Raw genomic sequence first — 23,042 nt, forward strand, 5'->3', positions numbered from 1 at the left:
GATTTTTTTCAACTTTTCAACTATTTTTGGTACTTTTGCCCTTCTGATATAGTAAAAAAATATGATTGTAAAAATTAAAAATATTTCTCAAAATCCGTTACCTTGTTATCAAACGGAAGATTCTGCCGGAATGGATATCCGAGCTTCATTGGAAACGCCTATTGTTTTGCAGCCTTTGGAAAGAGTGGTAGTGAAAACAGGCTTATTTTTGGAAATCCCGAAAGGCTATGAAGTACAAATTCGCCCCAGAAGCGGATTGGCTGCCAAGCACGGAATTACCGTTTTGAACAGCCCCGGAACTATTGATGCCGATTATCGTGGTGAAATCGGTGTGATTTTAGTAAATCTTTCTTCCGAGCCTTTCACTATTGAAAACGGAGAGCGAATAGCCCAAATGGTTTTTGCAAAATATGAAAAAGCACAGCTTACAGAAGCAACAGAACTCACTGAAACCCAGCGAGGAGCAGGCGGATTTGGAAGTACAGGACAGAAATAAAACTTCCACAAAACCAGATTAAAACAATGAAAAAAATAATTACATTTTTTGCAGTTTGCCTATTTTTAGCAAGTTGTAAATCAAAAAAAGTATTAGTATCTTCAGAAGAAGTAAACAAAAATTTGAAAGCCAAAGACATTGTAGAGTGGCACAAACGTTCTTTCCCTGAATTCAAAACCCTCAGCGGAAGTGTTTTGGCTTCATACGATGACGGAAAAGGCTCGCAATCCATCTCACTGAGTTTCCGAATGGAAAAAGACAAAGCCATTTGGCTTTCTGCCCCATTAGGAATTGCAAAAGCACTCATAACTCCCGAAAAAGCAAGTTATTACAATAGGTTGGAGAATGAGCATTTTGATGGAGATTTTTCATACATCAGTAAGCTTTTGGGATTTGATGTGGATTTTGAAAATTTACAAAATTTATTGTTGGGACAATCTATCTATCCGCTAACAAAAGAAGCACAACTTTTGCAAGGAAGCAATCAGCATTACATTTTGGAAGCGAAACAAAATCCAGATATTGATGTTACTTACGGAATTAATCCGGGAAATTTCCGTCTCGGTTTCTTTGACGTTCTTGAAAGAAATTCAGGAACAAAGGGCAAAGCCGAATTTTCTTACCAACAGATTGATAATGTGCTAATTCCTGCTACCGTAAAAATTAGCACTTTACACGGAAACAGAAACACAAACATTGAACTTACTTTTAACGGAATGAAACTCAATGAAAATGTAAACTTCCCTTTCAAAATTCCGTCAGGAACGAAAGAAATTAAGTAATTTTTGAAAATGAAAAAATGGAATAACCTTCAAACTTGGAACTTTTGCAACTTGAATATTTGGAATTTTAAATTTCAAATATTCAGCATTGCTCATCTTCAAATATTGCTTTTGTTTCTGCCTTTATTTCTTTCTGCACAAACCAAACAAAAAGATTTAGAAGAACGAAAAAAGGCTATTATTGAACAAATTAAGCAAATGTCCGAACTGCGTGCTCAACAAACTCAACAACGCAAATCCACCGTTTTGCAGATTGAGGAAGCCAATGAAAAAATACAAGCTCGTACAAGATTGATTCAAATCACACAACAGCAAGCCAATCTCATTTCAAAGGAAATCGATGACAACGAAAAGCAATTGGGCGTTTTGCAAAAGGAATTAAAATTTCACAAACAAGAATATGCAAAACTCATAAAACAATCATACAAAAGCAAATCTTCACAAAATAGATTGATGTTTTTGCTTTCTTCCGAAAGTTTTTGGCAAGGATACAAACGATTTTCGTATATGAAACAATATGCTGATTATCGTAAGAAGCAAGTAAGCGAAATTCAAGTAAAATCGGAAAAAATAAAACAAATTAACAATCAACTCGTAGTGCAACGTAACGAGAAGAATGTTGTTTTGGAAGAAAACAGAAAAGAAGAGCAAACCCTTCTGCAAGAAAAAAAAGAATTGGAAGTGTTGGCGACCAACATACGCAAAAAGGAACGTAACTACGAGAAGCAAATCCGAGAAAAACAAAAACAAGCCGATGCCATTGACCGTGAAATCCAAAGGCTTATCCGCTTAGCAATCATTGAAGCTAACAAAAGAGAAAAAGCACTCAATTCAAAAGGGAAAAATACAACGGAAAGCCAGGCGATAAGCTCAGGTGAAATTTCTTTTGTACTTACTCCCGAATCTAAAAAAGTGGCTAACAATTTTGAAGCTAACAAAGGAAATTTGGTTTGGCCTGTGGTAAAAGGCTATAAATCACAAGGATTCGGGACATATAGCGACCCTGTGTACCCCGATGTAAAGCACTACAACAACGGTGTAACTATCGCTACGGAAAAAGGAGGCGAAGCACGGTCTGTTTTTGAAGGCGAAGTGTCTGCCATTCAGTCTATTCCCGGAAGTAATAAAGTAGTTCAGGTACGTCACGGAAATTATATTTCCATTTACTACAATCTAACAGATGTGTATGTAAAAAAGGGAGATAAAGTGAAAACAAAAGAATCTTTGGGGAAAATTTTCACTGACAGTAACGGAAAAACCGAAATGAAATTTTTCCTATACAAGAATACAACCCGCTTAAATCCGGAATATTGGATACACAAAATGTGATTCTTATCATCTGAAAATCAAAAAAATTATCTCTATGGAAATACATTTCATCAAAAAAACAGATTTGACACCAACAATTGAAAGTCAAATACAAATTCTGTTTTCCGAACTTTCTGACATTCAAACAACTCCTGTGGAAAAACTTTTTCAACTCGCCGAACCTCCTCATATTGTGATATGTACCGATGAGAATAAAATCGTGGGAATGGCTACAATGGCTGTGTATGAGGTAATTTCTGGGCGAAAGGCTTGGATTGAAGATGTGGTGGTTTCATCAAATCATCGGAAAAGAGGAATTGGTGAGCGTTTGGTGCAATCATTAATTGAAAAAGCTAAAGAACTGGAAGTAAATACATTACTTTTATATTCTAATCCAAAAAGAGAAGCAGCTCATCGCCTATACAAACGAATGGGATTCTCAGAAAAAGACAGTACACTTTTCGCTCTGTCAATTCAAAACAATTAGAAATTCATCTTTCTAAATCAGTCAATTAAACACATTTTAAATTTCATTCCCGTCTTTTTAAATTTAAATACCTTATCTTTGCCTTATGGAAAGTAACAGACAAAAAAAAATAGCAGGAGTTATTCAGGAAGAACTCGCCAAAGTATTGCAGCAATCAATCCGCGATGCAGGGCAGCATAATTTACTAATTTCAGTAACGAAAGTAAACATCACAGTAGATTTATCCGTAGCGAAAGTATATCTAAGCGTATTTCCTGAAGAAAAAGCTCCCGAAATTCTTAAAGGATTGACTTCCAACGCCCCGATGATTAAACACGAACTATCACAAATCACAAAAAACCAATTCAAACGTATGCCTGATTTGCTCTTTTATGTAGATGATTCTCTGCAATATATCGAAGGCATTGAGAAATCTCTTAAAGGAGAAGAAAATCCGATAGAAAACCGCGACTTACTTTACAAACGAAAAAAGTCATAAGCTGTTGAAAGCCGTCTTTCACATAGCAAAACGCTATATGATTGCGAAAAGTTCGCAGAATGTCATCAATATCATCAACCGAATTACGGCTTTGGTAGTGGTGATAGGCGGAGCGGCATTGTTCATTGTTTTGGCAGGATTTGCCGGACTGAAAACTTTTACACTTTCATTTTCATCTTTTTTTGACCCCGATTTAAAGATATTTCCTAAAACGGGAAAAACCATTTCAATTTCCGAAAGAGAAATCACAAAATTAAGAAATACCAAAGAAATCGTCGGTTTCAGCCAAATAATTGAAGAACAAGTATTTCTAAACCATAAAGAGAAAAATCACATTGCTTACATAAAAGGCGTTGATGAAAATTATTCTTCTGTAAATAAGGTTGATAGCATTTTAGTTTTAGGAAGTTGGGACGTCAGTCCGCCAAGTGTGGTGGTTGGGGCAACTATTTTCAATCACTTAGGATTAGCTTTCTTTGATGGTTCTTCACCGATGCAAATTGTTGTACCTAAGGCAGGTAAAGGAAGTATTATGCAGGAAACGAAACCTTATCGGGAGGCGTTTGTCATTATTTCGGGAATTTATCAGATAACCGAAGAATTAGACAAGAAGTACGTATTTTCTTCACTTTCACAGGCTCGGGATATTTTAGGATTACAACCCAATGAAATATCGGCAATTGAGGTAAAACTTTCTCCGAATATTCCTGAAAAACAAGCTATTGAAGCAATTTCTCGGATTTTTGGAGATTCTGTTATCGTAAAAAACAGAGCTCAACTCAACAATGCTCTGTACCGAATGTTAAATACGGAAAATATAGCTATCTATCTCATTTTCACTCTTGTATTAATTATCGCTCTTTTTAATTTGGTGGGAGCTATCATAATGATGATTCTGGACAAAAAGAACGATTTGAGAACGTTATATGCCCTTGGAATGACTGAAAAACAGATGCAACAAATATTCTTTTTGCAAGGGACGATGGTTTCTGTGATAGGAGCTTTTGTCGGGGTGGCTTTGGGAATTATTATTGTTTTGTTACAAAAGCATTTTCAATGGATTATGATAAGTTCATCGCTTCCGTATCCTGTTGAAATTGAATGGACTAACATTTTTATTGTTTTTGGAACGATTGTAATTTTGGGCATATTGGCTTCATTTTTAGCTTCTTCAAGAGTGAAAATTTCTGATTCAAAAGCTTTATAACTTCTTAAATATGATATATATGACTGACTTTATTGGCTATGCAGCTTCCTTTTTCGTGGTTCTTAGTTTTTTGATAAAAGACAACCTCATTTACATCCGCACGACCAATTTGGTTGGCTGTATTTTATTTGTCTTTTACGGCTTTGCCATTGATAGCATCCCAATTATTTTGCCGAATGCTTTTCTGGCTTTTGTACAGATTTTTTATATTTTGAGAAAAGGAAAAAAGGAGAAAAACAAGGAATAAAAGTTTTTGTCTTTTTAACAAATTGAAGTTTTATTCCTTGTTTTGATGTGAATTAACAAACCTAAAAACTTTAAATTTTTCCTTCCACAAGCTCAAAACCTTCATCACGCAAGGCAGGCCATATTGCTTGTAACCAATGAGCCTTTCCGTAAAGCAACAAGATTTTCTTATCCTCGCTATTTATTAGTAATTGCTTCAAATGCTCATCACGAAACTCTTTTGTAAAGCCGTATCTGCTATTACTTTTGCGTACATTAGGTATAGGGTTGCATTGATAAGGAGCATTTAAAGGTGTATTATAATCACATTCATCTAACGGAATTTCCCCGTATTTTGCTTCATAACGGGCAATGATTTCCTCAAAATGTAGGTCTGCATTTACATCTATCCCTTGCAAAACCCCTGTATTTTCCAAGGTTTGCCCTACATATTTTTTATAGCACTTTGGTAGTGATTTATTATCCTTGTCAGCATAATTGAAAGATAAATGGTGTCCTATTAATTTTCTTGCTTTTAAAGATAATGTATCTAACTGTCCTTTTTTAACAGCTGAAGTATCTACTAAAACCGCTTCATAATAAATCTTGTAACCTTGGTTGCGTTTTTCTGTAACAAAAGCTTTAACTTCATCATAATATGCCTGCTTGCCTAAGTGAGCCATTGGGATATAAATTATCTCTCTGTCTCCCTTGACCATCACTCGTTTGTGTTTTAATGCTGATTTGGTTATTGCAAAAGTTTTCAGTAATAAGCATTGGCAAGAACTAAGTGTTAAGGTTAATAGTACTATTAAAATGATTTTCTTCATAAGTATGTTCATTTTTAAACAACACCAACCTGAATTTTTATTAAAAACTCAAGTTGGCTAAAATTACTTTAACTTTGTTCAGATATCAAAAATGGATATTACTTTAAGGCTGCTGCAATTGTTGCCGCAACTGTTAAGATTTTTATTCCAGTATCTACCCAACAATTAAACTTGCATTTCCCTCTTCCTTCTATTTTATTACCGTCTTCATCTGTGTATTTATCATTACATTTTTCAATACAGTCTGAATGACCACCTGTTGCTTCCATATAGACTTCAGGGAAATTAGCATTCCTTGCTGCAAGGGCTTGTGCCATTTGTTGTTCAGCTACTTTATTTTCTATAAAGTTTTCAAAAGAGAGTTGAGAATCCAATCCAAAATAATCAAGTACATTTTTAGAAACCTCCTTACTTATCCAATTACCTTCCTCGTCAAAGGTTCCTTTAAAAGTAACGTTCAGTTTTTCTATTCCGTTACCTTCCTTACGTGGCAATTCAAGCACAGTTTCCACAACTTCTGTGTAAACAGAAGGCTCATCATCTCTTTTCTCATTACAACTAACAGCAAAAGCAATAATTCCACTAAAAAGGAATACATTCAAAAAATTTCTAAATTTATTCATAATAAAAAAATAATTTAATAGCCTACAATCTCAGATGTGTTTTTAACACTTCAAGGCAGTCTTTGATTTTCGGTTGTCAATTTAATTCTACCTGATTTGAGTATGCATACTTATTTTTATTTTGCAAATATAGAGAATAAACATTAATATACAAATTTTTAAACACATTTATTTAAAATATTTTCAATAAAACTATTGTTTTATTGAAAATATTTTAAATTGAAAATGTTAAAAAAATATGGATAATTTAAAAATGTCATTATGTAATAATATAAAATTATTGTTAAAATAATAAAAACAAATATTTATTAAATTTTTCATAAAATAAAATTTTAATTATTTTTATTCATTATAAATTGCTTATTCACAAAATAATATTTATTTTTGTGGGGAATATCTTTCTTAATATTAACCCTTAAAAATAAAGTTATGAAAGTTTACTTACTTTTTGCTCTGACAAGTTTGATTCTTTATTCTTGTCCTCATAACAGAGACGACATCTATTACTCTGATTATGAACCCGAAAATATGGAACGTTCTGCTTTTGAAAATTCAATCACTTTAAGCAAAACTTCCGGAAATGCAAATGTAAAGAATGCAGGAAAAATTTACCTTAAAGATAATTATATGTTCATCGGGGACACCAACAAAGGATTTTATATCTACAACAATAATACCCCTGAAAAACCAACTCTTATAGCCTTTTTAAAAATTCCCGGAGCTACGGATTTGGCTATAAGAGGAGATATTATGTATGTAAATCAGGCGGTAGATTTGGTGGCGTTTAGCTTTGATTTATCACAAAACAAAATCACAATTCACGACCGTATCCGGAATACTTTTCCTGTCCTGAGGTCTCCTGATGGTTATTATCCAATTTCCTCGGAAGGTAAAGTAGTTGTAGATTGGCACAAAAGAGTTAAGCATAATTAAAATTCCTTAGAATATGAAAAAAATTATTTGTTTTTTACTGATTGCCGTGATGCTCATTGCTTGCAGTAAAGATTCCGGCAATGATATGAGCAAGAGTTCGGATAGCGTTGGCGGGTCATTAGCTACTTTTGCTTTGGTTGGTAATTATTTGTACGTCGTGGATTCAGGAAGGTTAAATGTTTTTTCTGTTCAAAACCCTACAAATCCGTCAAAGGTAAACACTATTTATGTAGGTTTTGACATTGAAACATTATTCTCATTAAACGAGTTTTTGTTCATTGGTTCACGAAACGGAATGTTTATTTATTCCATCACAAAACCCGAAGCACCCGAAAAACTTTCTCAGTACAGGCACTTTAATGCTTGTGACCCCATTGTTGCAAATGCCTCACACGCTTTCGTTACATTACATTCCAACAGCTTTTGTGGCAACAATTTGAATGTATTGCAGATTTACGACATCGGAGATTTAAAAAACCCTGTAAAAATTCACGAAAGAAACTTAACTCAACCCAAAGGGCTTGCTCTAAAAGGCAATTACTTAGCGGTTTGCGACGATGATTTAAAATTCTTCAATATTGCAGACCCGACAAATCCGACACTTGTTCACTCAGAAAACAAAAGTTTCAAAGATTTGATTTTTTACGAGGACAAACTTTTTGCTTTTGGGCAAAGAGAAATCACTCAATATGGCTGGACTAAGGAGGATTTTACTGATTTATACGTAATTAGCACAATAAGATACTAATCTTTTAGAAAATTATAAGTAAAAAGACAAACGCAATGTTTGTCTTTTTCATTTTTCTCTATACAAAAAAAGAGTGACTTTTTCACAAAAATCACTCCTTTTCAGTAACCATAAAATTTTAAAATGGAAAATGTTTCGGGTGGAATACCGGGCTCGAACCGGCGACCTTCGGAACCACAATCCGACGCTCTAACCAACTGAGCTAAAACCACCATCTCATTTGCAGGTGCAAAGGTAATAATTCTTTTTTTATTTGCAAAATTTCTGCCCAAAAAAATTAATCTTCATTTTTAGTTGAAGAATCAATGTTTTTTTCGGATTTATTTCTACCAAAATTTCCCGTCTTTTTATTATATCGGTACGGGCAATGTTTGCAACCACTTTGACAACAATATCCTCTTTTTAAAAGATACTCTTCCGTAAAAATTTTATATCCTCTTTCGGAATAATAAAAATCTCTATTTTCCTGATTCTCTTGCATTTCACTCAAAATTATTTACCGTCATAAAAATAATGCCCTGTTATCGGATATTTAAAAAGCACATCTTCAGCAACTTGCCCATTCCCAATATTATGTACTATCAACGGTCGTTTACCATCATTTGATTTTCTGCTAATTACAATTCCTATATGAGGCAATTTGCCTGAAAGCATCCACGTTACGATATCTCCTGCTTTGTAATCCTCCGGATTTTTAGTTATCGGAAGCTCTTTTCCGTGTTTTTTAAAGAAAGTTTGCAGATTTGGAACCCGACGATGATCGATATTCTTATCAGTAGTTTTAAGTCCCCATATTTTTGGATAGGCAGAAAATCTTCTTTTCATATCCTCGTGAACTTCTTTTTGAAGGTCGATATTTAATTTCCTATAAGCCCTTATAACAACATCAGTACAAACTCCCGTATTTGCTGGCACATCTCCGCCCGGATATGAAATAGACACATAATCAGAAACATACCTAACCGAAGGATTTATGATATTAATGGCTGCTTCGGAAAGTTTGCTTCTGAAATCGTTTTGAGGTGTGAAGGCTGTCAGGACACCAAATAAAACTATAAAAAATATCTTTCTCATTGTTTTTCATTTCAACCTCAGCGAACCATCAAAATTCAAGCCAAAAATCATTATCTCCTAAGAAATTTAAACTTCGTAACACTAATTTTATACCTTTATGGTTAGTGAAAAATTTGTTCAGCAAAAAAATCAAACATTTAACATCTGTTCAAAAAGTTCTTTTCTGAGTATTTTTTATCTACACCAAAAACAAAAATCAAAATTCCGAAGTTTGCCAATTTTTCCATATATTTGCGAGCTATCAAAATCCTTACCTTATGTCAATCGAAGAAAACACACCGCAAACTCCACAGCAATCAGGCGAAAGCATCATCAAAATTACAGGGATGTACCAAAATTGGTTTTTGGACTATGCCTCCTACGTTATTTTGGAGCGTGCCGTACCAGCCATAGAGGACGGATTCAAACCTGTACAACGCCGTATTATGCACTCTATGAAGGAGTTATACAAAGGACATTTGGATAAGGTTGCCAAAATCGTAGGACATACAATGCAATTTCACCCACACGGTGATTCCAGTATTTCCGATGCATTGGTACAACTCGGACAAAAAGAATTACTAATTGATACTCAAGGAGCTTGGGGAAATATCCTAACGGGAGATGCCGCTGCTGCTTCACGTTACATTGAGGCAAGGCTTTCCAAATTTGCGTTAGACGTGGTTTTTAGCCCAAAAGTAACCGAATGGCAAGTAAGTTATGACGGTCGGGAAAAAGAACCGGTCAACTTACCCGTAAAATTCCCTTTGTTATTGGCACAAGGCACAGAAGGAATCGCGGTAGGTCTTTCTACTAAAATATTACCACACAACTTTTTAGAACTTATTGACGCTTCCATTTCATATCTGAAAAATCAGCCTTTTGAGCTTTATCCTGATTTCCCAACTGCCGGAATTATGGACGTAAGCAACTACAATGACGGGCAACGTGGCGGACGGGTTCGGGTTCGGGCAAAAATTTCACAAGTGGATAAAAGTACGCTTCGTATTACCGAAATTCCTTTTTCAACCACAACAGGTTCACTAATTGAATCTATCTTGAAAGCGAACGATAAAGGAAAAATAAAAGTTAAAAAAATTGATGACAATACTGCCAAAAATGTAGATATTCTCATCCATTTGCCGTCAGGAATTTCACCAGACAAAACCATTGATGCCCTTTATGCTTTTACCGCTTGCGAAACATCAATCTCTCCGCTTGCGTGTGTAATTCAAGACAACAAGCCACATTTTTTGACCGTTTCGGAAATTCTGCGACGTTCCACTGACAACACCGTTCAACTTCTGAAAAAAGAATTGGAAGTAGAACTTCGCGAACTTGAAGAACAATGGCATTTTTCTTCTTTAGAAAAGATATTTATCCGAGAAGAAATGTACATTGACTTTAAATTATATTCTGAAAGAGAGGCACTTTACCAATATTTGCGCAACCGTTTCGAACCTTTCAAAGAACAACTTATCAAAGAAATCACAAACGACCATTTGCAACGTTTGACGCAAATCCCGATGATTCGTATCACCAAATTCGATACCTTCAAAGCAGACGAAAATATGCTTAAAATTGAGGCTGACATTGAAGAGATTAAGAATCATTTGGCAAATCTGATTGATTACGCAATTAATCATTTTAAACGCTTAAAGGAAACTTACGGAAAAGGAAAAGAACGCAAAACTGAAATTCGACCATTTGACAATATCGAAGCTACCAAAGTAGTTGTTCGTAACATCAAATTATACGTCAATAAAGCAGAAGGTTTTGTGGGAACATCACTCAAAAAAGACGATTACATAGGTGATTGCAGCGACATTGATGATGTGATTGTTTTCACCGAAAGCGGAATAATGAAAGTAGTGAAAGTCAGCGACAAAACTTATGTTGATAAAAATATCATTCACGCTGCGGTTTTCAAAAAAGACGACAAACGCACCATTTATAATCTCATTTACAAAGACGGGCAAACGGGATTTTCGTACATCAAACGTTTTAGCGTAACGGGAGTTATCCGCGATAAAGAATACGAGCTTATTCCAAAAAACAAAAATTCTAAAATATTGTATTTCAGCGCTAATCCGAATGGAGAAGCAGAAATTGTTACCGTGAATTTACGTCAAGTAGGAAGCATTCGCAAACTGAAATGGGACATTGATTTCGCCGACACACTCATTAAAGGGCGTGGCGTAAAAGGAAATCTCGTTTCAAAATATCCAATTAAACGCATTGAGCTGAAGGAAAAAGGCGTTTCCACTCTCAAACCGCGAAAAATTTGGTATGACGACATCGTAAAACGCTTAAATACAGACGAAAGAGGAAAGCTATTAGGAGCCTTCAAAGGCAGTGACCGATTGCTTTTAGCAACAAAAGATGGCAATGTAAAAACCGTTATTCCTGACTTAAGCTTGCATTTCGATGACAATATTTTGATTATGGAAAAATGGATTCCTGAAAAACCTCTTTCAGCAATTTATTATGACGGAGAAAAGGAGCGTTGTTTCGTAAAACGTTTCGTAATTGAAAATGAAAACAAGGAAGAATTAATCATTACGGAACATCCAAAATCGCAACTATTGTTCATTTCTTCCGATTGGCGACCAATGGCTGAGGTAATTTTTGCTAAAGAACGAGGAAAACCAGAAAAGGAAAACATATCGGTAAACTTGGAGGAATTTATCGCCGTAAAAGGAATAAAAGCTCTTGGTAATCAACTCACTACTGACAAAGTGAAAGAAATTATAGCTTTGGAATCGCTTCCGTACGAGCAGGAGGAAGAAACAGGAATCATTGAAGAGGATTTGGGTGACGAGGAAATTATAGAAGATGATGATGAAAGTAATGGACAAACGGAATTGGAATTTTAATTTTTTGCAGAAATCGCTATGAAAAAACATATTTTGCTAATTTTCTTTGTAACGTTCTGTTGTAATAGATTTTATGCACAACAAAACAAAGATTCCATTGTAAAATATTTATCTAACATCATCGAAAACAGCAAGATATATACAAACAAAAAAGAAGCCAAAATCAATTCCTTAAAAGAATTATTGTCTGATAAGAGACTGCCAACTTCTGAGGTGTATCATATAAATTTAAAATTATATGAAGAATATCAGAAATATAAGGTGGATTCCGCCGTGGCATATCTGTTGAAAAACAAGAAAATAGCAACCACACTTAGTGAACCTATTTTACAAAATGAAGTAAACATACTTCTTTCAAGGCTTTTCTCCATCAAAGGAATGTACGTTGAAGCGTTGGCTTTATTAAAGTCCATTGACAAATCTGTTTTGAGCCAAAAAATGCTATGTGAATATTACGATTCATACTATTCTTTTTATAGTCATTATGGGCAAAGTACCAACAATATCAGTTATTTCAATCAAAGCAATCGATATCGCGACTCGCTTTTACTCAATCTTCCGCCTGAAAGTATCGAATTTGAAATAGAAAGTGCCATTAAGAACTTTTTCTCCCAAAAAAAGGAACTTTCCGAAGTACAATTTCTAAATTTACTACCAAAAACTACAGATAAAAATCCGGAAAGGGCTTTAATTGCATATTTTTTAGGTAAAATTCATCAAGAAAAAGGAAATATTGATATGCAAGAAGCTTATTTTTCGATGTCTGCCATCACAGATATTCAAAATACTATTAAAAATAACGCTTCTTTACAAAGTCTTGCCCTAACTCATTATGAAAAAGGCAATCTTGATATGGCATATTTGTTCATAAAAATGGCAATAGAAGATGCTATTTTCTGCAATGTGCGTCATCGGGCTGAAGAAGGAACTTCTTTTTATACGATTATCAACACCGCATACCAACAAAAGGAAGAAAAACAGAAAAAAACGCTACAAATATATTTGGCTTTAATTAGTATTTTGTCCTTGGCTTTGGTTGGGGCTTTCGTATATGTTTACAAACAAGTAAAAAAGCTTGTGAAAATCCGTAAAGAACTGCATTACAGCAACAAACAACTTGCCAAACTCAATGCTGACCTTTCAGAAATAAACAGAAATCTGCAAGAAGTAAATCACATTAAAGAACATTACATAGCCCACTTTTTTGATTTATGTTCGGCTTATATTGATAAAATTGAAAACTATCGCAAGTTTTTGTATAAAAAGGCAAGTAGGAAACAGTTTGATGAATTATTAAAATTACTGAAATCCAACACAGTAGAAGAAAAGGAAATTCAAGAATTGTACAAAAACTTGGACACTATCTTTCTGAATATTTATCCAACCTTTGTAGAAGAATTTAATGATTTGTTATTGGAAGAAGAAAAAATCATTCCCAAAAAAGGGGAATTGCTGAACACCGAATTGCGAATTTTCGCCTTAATTCGCTTAGGGATTACCGATAGCAACAAAATTGCAGAGTTCTTACGTTATTCCTTGCGAACGGTTTATAACTATCGCACCAAAGTACGAAACAAAGCCAAAGGTGAACGCGACGAGTTCGAAGAGAAAGTAAAAACCATCGGACAGTGGAAAGCAACATAAAACATCGAAACAAAACGAAAACAACCGCAAACAAGTCGAAATAAAATTTATTTCGATTTGTTTTTTTATTTCATTTTTAGTACTTTTTTCAACATATTTTAAAACATAATTCACTAAAAAACAAATAAATGTATTTTTAAACCGGTACTTTTATACTCCACTAAATTTTCAGGATTTGGTTTTTCATTAATTTTGGGTTGTGAAAGAATTGATTAAATTTCATCACAAGGAGTTACTAATAATCTAAATATTTTTATTTATGAAAGTACTAAAAAAATATGTAGTTAGTTTTGTGTTGTTACTCGGATGGATAGCTTCGGTTGAGGCACAAAGTGTCCTCCAAGTAACAGGAACAGTGAACGACGATACAGGAATGCCTCTTTCAGGAGTTTCTGTAATGGTGAAAGGAACTACCAAAGGTACATCAACAGATTTTAATGGAAAATTTGAATTAAAAGATGTCCCGCAAGGAGCCATTTTGGAATTTTCATTTATAGGTTTCAAAACTATTGATGTGCGAGTAACGGGAAATACCGTTAACGTAAAAATGCAGGAAGAAACCGAGGAACTGGACGAAATTGTTGTCATTGGTTACGGTACTCAGAAAAAAGGCGATGTAACTACTGCCATCACTTCAGTAAGCACGAAGGATATTGACCAACGTCCGGTAACGTCAGCGGCTCAGGCTATTCAAGGGCGTGCCGCGGGGGTTCAGGTCGTGCAGCCCAATGGTTCACCGGGAGCAGGATTGATAGTACGCATTCGTGGGAATACCTCTATCAGTGCTTCAAACGACCCGCTTTATGTGGTAGATGGCGTTCCGGTACAGGACATTAGCGGTATCGCTCCTACCGATATTCAAGATATGCAAATCTTAAAAGATGCGTCATCATCAGCTATTTACGGTTCTCGTGCAGCCAATGGCGTAGTTTTAATCACTACCAAAAAAGGGGTAGGAGATCAGCCTAAAGTTTCATTCAATTCCTATGTTGGGCTATCTCAGGTAGGAAAGAGAATCGAATCCTTAAACACAGCTCAATACAAAGAATTGATGGACGAAATCGGGATAATTGTGCTTCCCGATGGGCTTACCGACCAAACCGATTGGTTTGATGAAACCTTCAGAAAGAGTATCACTCAAAGTAAACAACTTGCCCTCTCTAATGCTTCTGAGAAAACCAAATATTACATCTCTTTAGGGCATTCAAAAGAAGAAGGGGTTATCAGGACTTCATTTTTTGAACGTTATAACGTACGTTTAAATTTGGAAAACAAAGTAAGAGATTGGCTCAGCTTTGAGGCTAATGTTTCTTATGGTGATTATTCGTCAAACGGTATTATCACGGGGCTGGGTTCAAATAGAGCCGGTGTGGTACTTTCAGTTATTAATGCACCAAAATATGCTCCTATTTGGAGCAACAAATCCGGTGAAGAAGGCTGGTATTACTACAATTTTTACGGAGCTAACCTAACGCACCCAATTGAAAATATTTCAAGAAATTCAGATAACACTTGGAAAAACAATCGTTTCACCGGAAGTGGTTCAGCCATCATACAGCTATTACCCGGATTAAAATTCAAATCAACATTTGCTATTGACCGATTAGTTAGAAAAGACACCCGTTGGACGGATCCTATAGCCACCTCTTACGGACGAAGTATATTCGGGTTGGCCAGTGATACCCGTACCAATAATACGGTACTTACCTTTGATAATTTGCTAACCTTCGACAAAAATATCAATAAACATTCGTTGTCGTTTCTGGCAGGTACTTCAGGAACTACCTCCGATTGGAATGAAAGCTACTTGTATGTTTCTCACTTTTTCTCTTCCGATATTAAAACACTAAATGCCGGAAATAAAGTTCTGCAGGGAAGCGGAACAAAAGCGGCACAGTGGGCAATAATGTCTTATTTGGGGCGTTTTTCTTACAATTACGACGGAAAATATTTACTAACGGCTAATTTCCGTGCCGACGGCTCCTCAAAATTGGCTCCGAGTAAGCGTTGGGGGTATTTCCCTTCCGTATCGGTAGGTTGGAGAATCTCACGAGAAGAATTCTTAAAAGACGTTGCCTGGTTATCCGATTTAAAATTACGCGGAGGCTGGGGGCAAGTGGGTAACCAAGCAGGTATTTCTGATTATGGTTATTTACAACGCTATAGCATTGGGCGTCAAAATTGGTGGGAGCCCGGCAAAGGAAATGCTATGATAACCCTCACCCCTAACTCCTTTTCCAACCCCAATTTAACTTGGGAAACCACTACCCAGTCCAATATCGGGTTAGATTTATCGTTATTTAAAAGCAGACTTTCCCTAACCGTAGATGCTTATTATAAAAAGACAACCGATTTGTTGATGGACGTGCCGCTTCCGGCAACTTCTCCAATTCCGAATATATATCGAAATGAAGGAGAAATGGTTAATAAAGGAATAGAATTCGCCTTAAGCAGCCAAAATCTTGTAAATAACTTTACTTGGAATACTGCTTTCAACATTTCATTTAACCGAAATGAACTTACAAAACTGAGTCTGCAAAAAACTTACTATTACGGAAATACCTCCGAGTCTACCTCCGAACAAGTGGTTCGTATCACGGAAGGTGAACCCCTTGGTAAATTTTGGGGACTTATCAGTGAAGGCGTTGACCCAAATACGGGAGATATCAAATTTACAGACTTAAATGGGGACGGAAAAATATCAGTTACGGATAAAACCTATATTGGCGACCCCAATCCTGACTTTACCTTTGGTATGACCAATGATTTTTCTTATAAAAATTTCGCTCTCAGCATATTTTTACAAGGTTCTTACGGAAATGACATTTACAATGCCTCTCGAATTGAAACCGAAGGTATGTACAAAGACCAAAATCAATCTACTGTTGTTCTAAATCGTTGGAGAAAAAAAGGGCAAATCACCGATATTCCCAGAGCTGTTAACAGCCTACAAAACGTAAGAGCTTCCTCTCGTTGGGTAGAAGATGGTTCTTATTTAAGATTGAAAACAATAACCCTTTCCTATAACCTGTCGAATGAAACACTTAAAAAATATGGCATAAATAAAATTCAACCTTACATAACGGGGCAAAATTTGTGGACATTGACCAATTACAAAGGCTTTGACCCTGAGGTAAACGAAGGTTTGAGCGGCCCTGTTCAAGGCATTGATTGGGGAACATATCCTCAAATTAAAACACTTATATTTGGTTTAAACATTGATTTTTAAAATGATTATGTTATGAAAAAGCACATATACTATATCGGAATTTCGTTGAGCTTGCTAACTGCTTGTGATTTGGATAAAGATCCTATTTCCGAATTCAGCGAAAAGAATATGGAACAGCAAAGCAAGTCTTCTAAGATAGAAACAAAAGCCCAAATGAAAACCCAATACGAAGCTATTTATAGCTTTATGAAACAAAGTGGACAAGAGTTTTGGACTTTGGATCTTTTACAAAACACAGAAACTCGTGCCGATAACGCCTATGCTGGTGCCACCACAAACAGTATCGTTAGCATAGAGGAACACAGTCAAGATCAATCCAATTCAAATATAAAACGTGATTGGAATAAATACTTGCAAGGAATAAATTTAGCGAATGCCGTAATTGTTAATGTAGATCGGGTAACGGACCCTACACTTACCCCCACGGAACGCAAAAAATGGAAGGCAGAAGCTCGCATTCTAAAGGCTTGGATGTTGTTCGATATGGTTCGTTTTTGGGGAGATATTCCAATTCCTTCATTGGAAATACCCGAAATTTCATCGGGAAATATAGCTCAAACCTATGAGTTGCTTTTCCCAGAAAGAAAACCCGTATTGGAAGTATATGCCGAAATTAAAAGTAATCTTGAGGCAGCATTAGCCGATGCTCCTGAAGTACAAGCAAATGACAAGTTTGTTCTGAATAAAGCAGTAGCCAATGCACTTCTGGCTAAAGTGTATGCGGAAAAACCGATTCGGAATTACAGCAAAACCATCGAATATTGTAACGCCGTGGAATCGTATGGCTTTACACTTTTAAACGATTATGCCGATTTATTTCAGCTTAATGAACCCGGTGCCGATGGTTTTAGTACCGATGTGAAAATACGAAATTCGGCAGAGTCAATTTTTGAAATTACCTATTCAACCGGCGGACAAAATTGGTTGACTTCTCTCTTTGGTAAAAATTACATCAACCCAAAAAGCCGTTACGATTGGGCAAAATGGGTAACTCCTTCACGCGATTTGATTACCGCTTTTGATGCTGAAAATGACCAAATACGTAAAAATCAAGCCATCATTTGGGGGCAACCCTCGTGGAGTATTTACTACCCTTCGGATAACTACCCGTTTATGTACAAAATTCGTTCCGGTGCCAATAGCGTTATAAAACTGCGTTTAGCGGATATCCTTTTGCTAAAAGCCGAAGCATATGCCGCTTTGGGCGATTTACAAAATGCTACGGCTTTGGTTAATCGAGTTCGAGCAAGAGTAAAACTACCTCCCATTGCTCCAAACTCACAAGAAGAGGTCAAGAAAGCCGTTTTAAACGAACGTCGTTTGGAATTGGCTTTTGAAGGACATCGTTGGTTTGATTTGGTACGTAACGATATGGCTATTGAAACCATTAACTCTCTTAATACCAGAGATTCTGGTCGTTTAAAAATGAAATATCCTTTAACGGAAGACACTTTATTATTCCCTGTTCCGCAATCGGAAATTGAAAACAATCCGAAGTTAACACAAAATCCCGGATACTAATGAAAAGTGTATATTCATTACTTGTAGTTTGTTTTTTTGGGGTAGCTTGTTCTACCCCAAAATCAAATAAAAACGTTGGAGACCCGGAAGTTCCTCAGCCACCGATTAGTAATAATTTGGGCAAGGCAATGGTTTTAGTTTCCACAGGAAATCGCGAGAAAAGCTTTCATAAAGAGGAAGTTACACTTAAAGAAAACAAAACGTCAATTCAGGCAAATATTACGTTAAATCCAGCCAGAAAATTTCAAAAAATATACGGATTTGGTTCGGCAATCACAGGTTCTACTTGTTACAACCTTCTGAAGATGAATCCAGAAGACAGAAAATCTTTCTTAAAAGAAACTTTTTCGGTCAGTGAAGGGCTTGGACAGAGTTACCTCCGTGTTCCGATAGGTTGTTCTGACTTTTCACTCAGCGAATACACTTGTTGCGATACGCCCGGAATTGAAAATTTTGCTTTGCAAGAAGAAGATACACAGTACATTATCCCAATTTTGAAAGAAATTCTGGAAATAAACCCTGATATTCAGATTATAGGCTCACCTTGGACACCTCCTCGATGGATGAAAGTCAATAATTTGAAAGATTTACAGCCTCATAATCAATGGACAAGCGGTCGTCTCAACCCGAAATATTATCAGGATTACGCTACATATTTCGTGAAATGGCTTCAAGCGATGAAAAGTTACGGCATTGAAATTGATGCAGTTACCATTCAAAACGAACCACTTAATAGACGAAATTCGGCATCAATGTTTATGGGTTGGCAAGAACAGCTGAATTTTGTAAAAACAGCTTTAGGAAAAACACTGAAAGAAAATAATCTTTCCAATAAAATATACCTGTTTGACCATAATTACAATTACGACAATATGCCTGAACAACAGGGCTATCCAACGCATATTTACAAAGATGAAGAAGCCTCAAAATACATCACAGGAGCGGCGTATCACAACTACGGAGGGCACTATTCCGAATTGGAAAAAATTCACAATCAATACCCTGATAAAGAATTGATTTTCACCGAAACCTCTATCGGTACCTGGAATGACGGTCGCAATCTTTCTCATCGTTTGACTGATGATATGGAACAAATAGGTTTCGGAACGTTAAACAATTGGTGTAAAGCGGTGATTGTATGGAATTTAATGCTCGATGAAAACGGAGCTCCCAATCGTGAAGGCGGTTGCAAAACTTGCTACGGAGCAGTTGATATTTCATCAAGTGATTACAAAACCATCACCAAAAATTCGCATTATTACGTTATTGGGCATCTGTCGTCAGTGATAAAACCCGACGCAATTCGGATTGAAAACCAGAAAAATACAGACCAAAATATTCTCTGTACTTCTTTCCAAAATACCGACGGAAGTTACGCTTTAGTATTGCTTAACAAAAACAAACAAGAAACTCAGATAGTTGTTACCGATGGTCAGAAACATTTTTCTTACAACGTTCCTGCCAATGCAGTGGCTTCATTCAGATGGAAATAATTAAAATATTTGATAAAAATTCAAAATAACAATGAAAAAAATATTTCTTTTATTCGTATTATTCTCAAATGCAATCATTTGGGGACAAACTACTTCTATCAAAACTAAAATTCCTTTCAAACAAACCGACGAAACGGCTTGGATTAAACGTTATCAACACGATATCGATAAATACAAAGAGGAAAACAAAAAATTAAACAATCGTTCGTGCGATGTACTTTTCCTTGGAAGTTCGTCCATAAACCTTTGGAAAACAATCTATGAAGATTTTGCTCCTTTGAAGATTATTCGTCGTTCGTATGGAGGTTCTACGCTTCGTGATATGATTTACAATTACAAAGTGATTGCCAAAGGATACAATCCTAAAAAAATCGTACTTTATGTTGAAAATGATTTAGGATTTAACAAAGAAAGTGTTTCGGCAGTAAAATGTTTTGATTTATTCCGAATTTTTATATCCAAGCTAAAAAAAGATTACCCAAATGCATCGCTTTACGTTGTATCGCTAAAACCTTCCGAACACAAAGCCGACCAATTGCCTGACCAATTATTGGTAAACAGTTTCTTGCAAGCAAATGCCAAAGAACAAAATTACACTTATATCGATATTACCAAAGTGATGTACGATGCAGAAGAAAATTTACGCCAAGATATTTTTGTGGAAGATAAATTACATCTCAATGCCGAAGGCTACCGACTTTGGACTGAAATAATTAAGCCTTATTTAGTAAAATAGAATACTTTTCATAATTAGTGGTAAAATTTAGGGTTAGTAGTTCCGGTGATGTAAGAGGAAGAGCTTGTAGTAACTCTAAAGCTCTTCTCTTACAGAACTGATTATCAAATTCCTTAAAAAGAAACAACAACTTATTAAAATATCCAACGAAATGAAAAAAATAACGATAAAAACCATTTTTCTTTTTTGTGCGGTAGGATTTCTTTCGGCACAAGAAAAACTCCCCGTATATTTAGATACTTCCCAGCCCATTGAAAAGCGTGTTGAAGACGCACTTTCACGAATGACGTTGGAAGAAAAAGTAGCAATGTGCCACGCTCAATCCAAATTCAGCTCACCGGGCGTTCCTCGCTTGGGAATTCCTGAAAATTGGATGACCGACGGACCTCACGGAATACGCCCCGAGGTGCTGTGGGACGAGTGGAACCAAGCCGGCTGGACGAACGATTCCTGCACTGCTTTTCCTGCTCTTACCTGCCTTGCCGCTTCGTGGAATCCTGAAATGGGATTACTCTACGGAAAGGCAATCGGGGAAGAGGCTCGCTACCGAAATAAAAATGTACTTTTAGGTCCCGGAATTAACATCTATCGTACACCATTAAACGGACGTAATTTTGAATATATGGGCGAAGACCCGTATTTGGCTTCTAAAATGGTAGTACCTTACATTCAAGGAGTTCAGTCCAACGGAGTGGCAGCCTGTGTGAAACATTTTGCTCTTAACAACCAAGAAATCAATCGCCATACCGTTAATGTTAAGCTAAATGACCGTGCTTTGTACGAAATTTATCTTCCTGCCTTCAAAGCTGCCGTTCAAGAAGGAAAAACGTGGTCAATTATGGGAGCTTACAACAAATACAAAGACCAATGGGCAAGCCAGAATAAATACCTTTTGGTGGATATTCTTCGTAAGGAATGGAATTTTGACGGAGCTGTGATTTCCGACTGGGGAGCTGTAAATAACACCGACCACGCCGCACACCACGGATTGGATATGGAATTCGGTACTTGGACAGATGGGCTGACCCAAAACACTAAAAATGCTTATGATAGCTATTATTTGGCTCAACCTTTCTTAAAGAAATTAAAATCAGGTGAAATTAAAGAAGAAGTCGTAAATGAAAAGGCAAGGAACATCTTACGCTTGGTGTTCCGTACCAATATGGCTCCAAATCGTCCTTTTGGTTCGTTCGCTTCGCCTGAACATTTCGCAGTAGCCCGAAAAATCGGTCAGGAAGGAATTGTTTTACTAAAAAATGAAAGAAACGTATTGCCTTTAGACTTGAAAAAAGCTAAAAAAATCGCCATCATTGGTGAAAACGCAATTAAAGTGATGACTGTTGGTGGCGGAAGTTCTTCTTTAAAAGCTGTTCACGAAATTCTTCCTTTCGACGGAATAAAAAAACGCATCGGCAATGAAGCAGAAGTTATTTTTGCAAGAGGCTATGCCAGTGATGATTATAAAGACCAAGACGGACTTAGTGCGGGTCAGAACATTGCAGACAAACGCCCTGCTTCTGAAATGATTTCAGAAGCCGTAAACGTCGCCAAAAGTGCGGATTATGTGATTTTCATCGGCGGATTAAACAAACACGACGGGCAAGATTGTGAGGGCAATGACCGAAAATCTTACGGATTACCTTACGGACAAGATGCTGTAATCAGTGCTTTGGCAAAAGCCAACAAAAACCTGATTGTAGTGATGATTTCAGGAAATGCTGTGGCAATGCCTTGGGTAAAAGAAGTTCCGGCAATCGTACAGAATTGGTATTTAGGCTCAGAGGCTGGAAATGCTTTAGCTGATATTTTGGTAGGCGATGTGAATCCTTCTGGAAAACTTCCCTTTACGTTTCCTGTAAAATTGGAAGACAACGGTGCTCACGCTATGGGCGAATATCCCGGAGGCGAAAATGAAACTTATCACGAAGGAATTTTGGTGGGATATCGTTGGGCAGATACCAAAAAAATCAAACCGTTATTTGCTTTCGGGCACGGACTTTCCTACACCACGTTTGAATACGGAAAAGTTTCAGCCGACAAAAAAACGATGTCAGTCAATGACAAAATAACTTTCTCCGTTAGCGTAAAAAACACAGGAAACAGAGACGGAGCCGAAGTGGTTCAGTTGTATATTCGTGATGTGAAATCGTCTGTGATGCGCCCGTACAAGGAGCTCAAAGGTTTTGAAAAAGTGTATTTAAAAGCCGGTGAAAGCAAAATTGTAAAATTTACCATCGACAAAGAAGCTCTTTCATTCTTTGATGACAAAAAACACGAATGGATTGCCGAAAAAGGTGAATTTGAAGCCATTATAGGAAGTTCATCTTCAGATATCAGAACGAAAATAAATTTCTCTTTACAATAGTTTCTTAA

At 36.2% G+C, this 23,042-nt stretch carries 20 protein-coding genes and 1 tRNA gene; 16 read left to right on the plus strand and 5 right to left on the minus strand.

The window, feature by feature from the left end; all coding sequences use genetic code 11:
• Positions 1–61 precede the first annotated feature (61 nt).
• The 7 genes from dut to GN105_RS04035 all read left to right on the plus strand — a co-directional run bounded on the left by dut (position 62) and on the right by GN105_RS04035 (position 5,005).
• On the plus strand, positions 62–496 hold the full coding sequence (gene dut / locus GN105_RS04005; protein WP_095895692.1) for a dUTP diphosphatase: 435 nt from the start codon (positions 62–64) through the stop codon (positions 494–496).
• A gap of 26 nt (positions 497–522) precedes the next feature.
• Entirely contained in the window at positions 523–1,278 is a 756-nt protein-coding gene (lolB1, locus tag GN105_RS04010) for a lipoprotein insertase outer membrane protein LolB1 (protein ID WP_155284132.1), read from the plus strand.
• 9 nt (positions 1,279–1,287) lie between these two features.
• Complete coding sequence (locus GN105_RS04015; protein ID WP_227977319.1) at positions 1,288–2,607, plus strand: murein hydrolase activator EnvC family protein; 1,320 nt, start codon at positions 1,288–1,290, stop codon at positions 2,605–2,607.
• A 34-nt stretch (positions 2,608–2,641) separates the two neighbouring features.
• Positions 2,642–3,073: a GNAT family N-acetyltransferase gene (locus GN105_RS04020; protein WP_155284133.1), complete on the plus strand. Its 432-nt coding sequence runs from the start codon at positions 2,642–2,644 to the stop codon at positions 3,071–3,073.
• A gap of 85 nt (positions 3,074–3,158) precedes the next feature.
• Entirely contained in the window at positions 3,159–3,551 is a 393-nt protein-coding gene (gene rbfA / locus GN105_RS04025; RefSeq protein WP_155284134.1) for a 30S ribosome-binding factor RbfA, read from the plus strand.
• Positions 3,552–3,588: 37 nt separating this feature from the next.
• The gene (locus GN105_RS04030) at positions 3,589–4,758 is read left to right on the plus strand and encodes an ABC transporter permease (protein WP_155284135.1); all 1,170 of its coding nucleotides are present in this window, start codon (positions 3,589–3,591) and stop codon (positions 4,756–4,758) included.
• A gap of 19 nt (positions 4,759–4,777) precedes the next feature.
• Positions 4,778–5,005, plus strand: a complete 228-nt coding sequence (locus GN105_RS04035) for a uroporphyrinogen decarboxylase (protein WP_155284136.1) — start codon at positions 4,778–4,780, stop codon at positions 5,003–5,005.
• Between the two features lie 70 nt (positions 5,006–5,075).
• Here GN105_RS04035 and GN105_RS04040 read toward each other — a convergent pair whose 3' ends face one another.
• Both GN105_RS04040 and GN105_RS04045 read right to left on the minus strand, forming a co-directional pair.
• Positions 5,076–5,813 carry a hypothetical protein gene (locus GN105_RS04040; protein WP_155284137.1) on the minus strand — a complete coding sequence of 246 codons (738 nt, stop codon included), beginning with the start codon at positions 5,811–5,813 and terminating at the stop codon, positions 5,076–5,078.
• 98 nt (positions 5,814–5,911) lie between these two features.
• Positions 5,912–6,436 carry a hypothetical protein gene (locus GN105_RS04045; RefSeq protein ID WP_155284138.1) on the minus strand — a complete coding sequence of 175 codons (525 nt, stop codon included), beginning with the start codon at positions 6,434–6,436 and terminating at the stop codon, positions 5,912–5,914.
• Positions 6,437–6,865: 429 nt separating this feature from the next.
• Here GN105_RS04045 and GN105_RS04050 point away from each other — a divergent pair, with 429 nt between their 5' ends.
• Together GN105_RS04050 and GN105_RS04055 are read left to right on the plus strand one after the other, a co-directional pair.
• Positions 6,866–7,369 (plus strand): hypothetical protein, encoded by a 504-nt coding sequence (locus GN105_RS04050; protein ID WP_155284139.1) that lies wholly within the window; start codon positions 6,866–6,868, stop codon positions 7,367–7,369.
• A 13-nt stretch (positions 7,370–7,382) separates the two neighbouring features.
• Positions 7,383–8,117 carry an LVIVD repeat-containing protein gene (locus GN105_RS04055; RefSeq protein ID WP_227977318.1) on the plus strand — a complete coding sequence of 245 codons (735 nt, stop codon included), beginning with the start codon at positions 7,383–7,385 and terminating at the stop codon, positions 8,115–8,117.
• Between the two features lie 137 nt (positions 8,118–8,254).
• On the opposite strand, the gene GN105_RS04060 is transcribed toward GN105_RS04055, so the two are convergent.
• The 3 genes from GN105_RS04060 to GN105_RS04065 all read right to left on the minus strand — a co-directional run bounded on the left by GN105_RS04060 (position 8,255) and on the right by GN105_RS04065 (position 9,191).
• Positions 8,255–8,330 (minus strand) — tRNA-His (locus tag GN105_RS04060).
• A 64-nt stretch (positions 8,331–8,394) separates the two neighbouring features.
• Positions 8,395–8,598 carry a C1orf53 family protein gene (locus tag GN105_RS12845; protein WP_173014959.1) on the minus strand — a complete coding sequence of 68 codons (204 nt, stop codon included), beginning with the start codon at positions 8,596–8,598 and terminating at the stop codon, positions 8,395–8,397.
• An 11-nt stretch (positions 8,599–8,609) separates the two neighbouring features.
• Positions 8,610–9,191 carry a DUF1287 domain-containing protein gene (locus GN105_RS04065; protein WP_155284140.1) on the minus strand — a complete coding sequence of 194 codons (582 nt, stop codon included), beginning with the start codon at positions 9,189–9,191 and terminating at the stop codon, positions 8,610–8,612.
• 263 nt (positions 9,192–9,454) lie between these two features.
• On the opposite strand from GN105_RS04065, the gene GN105_RS04070 reads away from it, so the two are divergent.
• The 7 genes from GN105_RS04070 (at position 9,455) to GN105_RS04100 (ending at position 23,034) form a co-directional block, all read left to right on the plus strand.
• Entirely contained in the window at positions 9,455–12,046 is a 2,592-nt protein-coding gene (locus tag GN105_RS04070) for a DNA gyrase/topoisomerase IV subunit A (RefSeq protein WP_155284328.1), read from the plus strand.
• An 18-nt stretch (positions 12,047–12,064) separates the two neighbouring features.
• Positions 12,065–13,690 (plus strand): SusR family glycan utilization regulator, encoded by a 1,626-nt coding sequence (susR, locus tag GN105_RS04075; RefSeq protein ID WP_155284141.1) that lies wholly within the window; start codon positions 12,065–12,067, stop codon positions 13,688–13,690.
• A gap of 259 nt (positions 13,691–13,949) precedes the next feature.
• Positions 13,950–16,919: a SusC/RagA family TonB-linked outer membrane protein gene (locus GN105_RS04080; protein WP_155284142.1), complete on the plus strand. Its 2,970-nt coding sequence runs from the start codon at positions 13,950–13,952 to the stop codon at positions 16,917–16,919.
• Between the two features lie 12 nt (positions 16,920–16,931).
• Positions 16,932–18,440 carry a RagB/SusD family nutrient uptake outer membrane protein gene (locus GN105_RS04085; RefSeq protein WP_155284143.1) on the plus strand — a complete coding sequence of 503 codons (1,509 nt, stop codon included), beginning with the start codon at positions 16,932–16,934 and terminating at the stop codon, positions 18,438–18,440.
• Positions 18,440–19,933 (plus strand): endo-1,6-beta-glucanase, encoded by a 1,494-nt coding sequence (locus GN105_RS04090; RefSeq protein ID WP_155284144.1) that lies wholly within the window; start codon positions 18,440–18,442, stop codon positions 19,931–19,933. The genes GN105_RS04085 and GN105_RS04090 overlap by 1 nt, the downstream gene beginning before the upstream one ends.
• A gap of 31 nt (positions 19,934–19,964) precedes the next feature.
• Complete coding sequence (locus GN105_RS04095) at positions 19,965–20,669, plus strand: SGNH/GDSL hydrolase family protein (RefSeq protein WP_155284145.1); 705 nt, start codon at positions 19,965–19,967, stop codon at positions 20,667–20,669.
• Between the two features lie 151 nt (positions 20,670–20,820).
• Positions 20,821–23,034 (plus strand): glycoside hydrolase family 3 C-terminal domain-containing protein, encoded by a 2,214-nt coding sequence (locus tag GN105_RS04100; RefSeq protein ID WP_155284146.1) that lies wholly within the window; start codon positions 20,821–20,823, stop codon positions 23,032–23,034.
• Positions 23,035–23,042 lie beyond the last annotated feature (8 nt).

The organism is Capnocytophaga felis (genome assembly GCF_009684755.1).
GTDB classification, from domain to species: domain Bacteria; phylum Bacteroidota; class Bacteroidia; order Flavobacteriales; family Flavobacteriaceae; genus Capnocytophaga; species Capnocytophaga felis.

Bases quoted from the DNA above. Each gene is read 5' to 3' on its own strand.
- GN105_RS04095 (WP_155284145.1), top strand. From the start codon at position 19,965: ATGAAAAAAATATTTCTTTTATTCGTATTATTCTCAAATGCAATCATT.
- GN105_RS04040 (WP_155284137.1), bottom strand. From the start codon at position 5,813: ATGAAGAAAATCATTTTAATAGTACTATTAACCTTAACACTTAGTTCT.
- lolB1 (WP_155284132.1), top strand. From the start codon at position 523: ATGAAAAAAATAATTACATTTTTTGCAGTTTGCCTATTTTTAGCAAGT.
- GN105_RS04080 (WP_155284142.1), top strand. From the start codon at position 13,950: ATGAAAGTACTAAAAAAATATGTAGTTAGTTTTGTGTTGTTACTCGGA.
- dut (WP_095895692.1), top strand. From the start codon at position 62: ATGATTGTAAAAATTAAAAATATTTCTCAAAATCCGTTACCTTGTTAT.
- GN105_RS04045 (WP_155284138.1), bottom strand. From the start codon at position 6,436: ATGAATAAATTTAGAAATTTTTTGAATGTATTCCTTTTTAGTGGAATT.
- susR (WP_155284141.1), top strand. From the start codon at position 12,065: ATGAAAAAACATATTTTGCTAATTTTCTTTGTAACGTTCTGTTGTAAT.
- GN105_RS04035 (WP_155284136.1), top strand. From the start codon at position 4,778: ATGACTGACTTTATTGGCTATGCAGCTTCCTTTTTCGTGGTTCTTAGT.
- GN105_RS04065 (WP_155284140.1), bottom strand. From the start codon at position 9,191: ATGAGAAAGATATTTTTTATAGTTTTATTTGGTGTCCTGACAGCCTTC.
- GN105_RS04100 (WP_155284146.1), top strand. From the start codon at position 20,821: ATGAAAAAAATAACGATAAAAACCATTTTTCTTTTTTGTGCGGTAGGA.
- GN105_RS04030 (WP_155284135.1), top strand. From the start codon at position 3,589: ATGATTGCGAAAAGTTCGCAGAATGTCATCAATATCATCAACCGAATT.
- GN105_RS04015 (WP_227977319.1), top strand. From the start codon at position 1,288: ATGAAAAAATGGAATAACCTTCAAACTTGGAACTTTTGCAACTTGAAT.
- GN105_RS04085 (WP_155284143.1), top strand. From the start codon at position 16,932: ATGAAAAAGCACATATACTATATCGGAATTTCGTTGAGCTTGCTAACT.
- GN105_RS04055 (WP_227977318.1), top strand. From the start codon at position 7,383: ATGAAAAAAATTATTTGTTTTTTACTGATTGCCGTGATGCTCATTGCT.
- GN105_RS04020 (WP_155284133.1), top strand. From the start codon at position 2,642: ATGGAAATACATTTCATCAAAAAAACAGATTTGACACCAACAATTGAA.
- GN105_RS12845 (WP_173014959.1), bottom strand. From the start codon at position 8,598: ATGCAAGAGAATCAGGAAAATAGAGATTTTTATTATTCCGAAAGAGGA.
- GN105_RS04090 (WP_155284144.1), top strand. From the start codon at position 18,440: ATGAAAAGTGTATATTCATTACTTGTAGTTTGTTTTTTTGGGGTAGCT.
- rbfA (WP_155284134.1), top strand. From the start codon at position 3,159: ATGGAAAGTAACAGACAAAAAAAAATAGCAGGAGTTATTCAGGAAGAA.
- GN105_RS04050 (WP_155284139.1), top strand. From the start codon at position 6,866: ATGAAAGTTTACTTACTTTTTGCTCTGACAAGTTTGATTCTTTATTCT.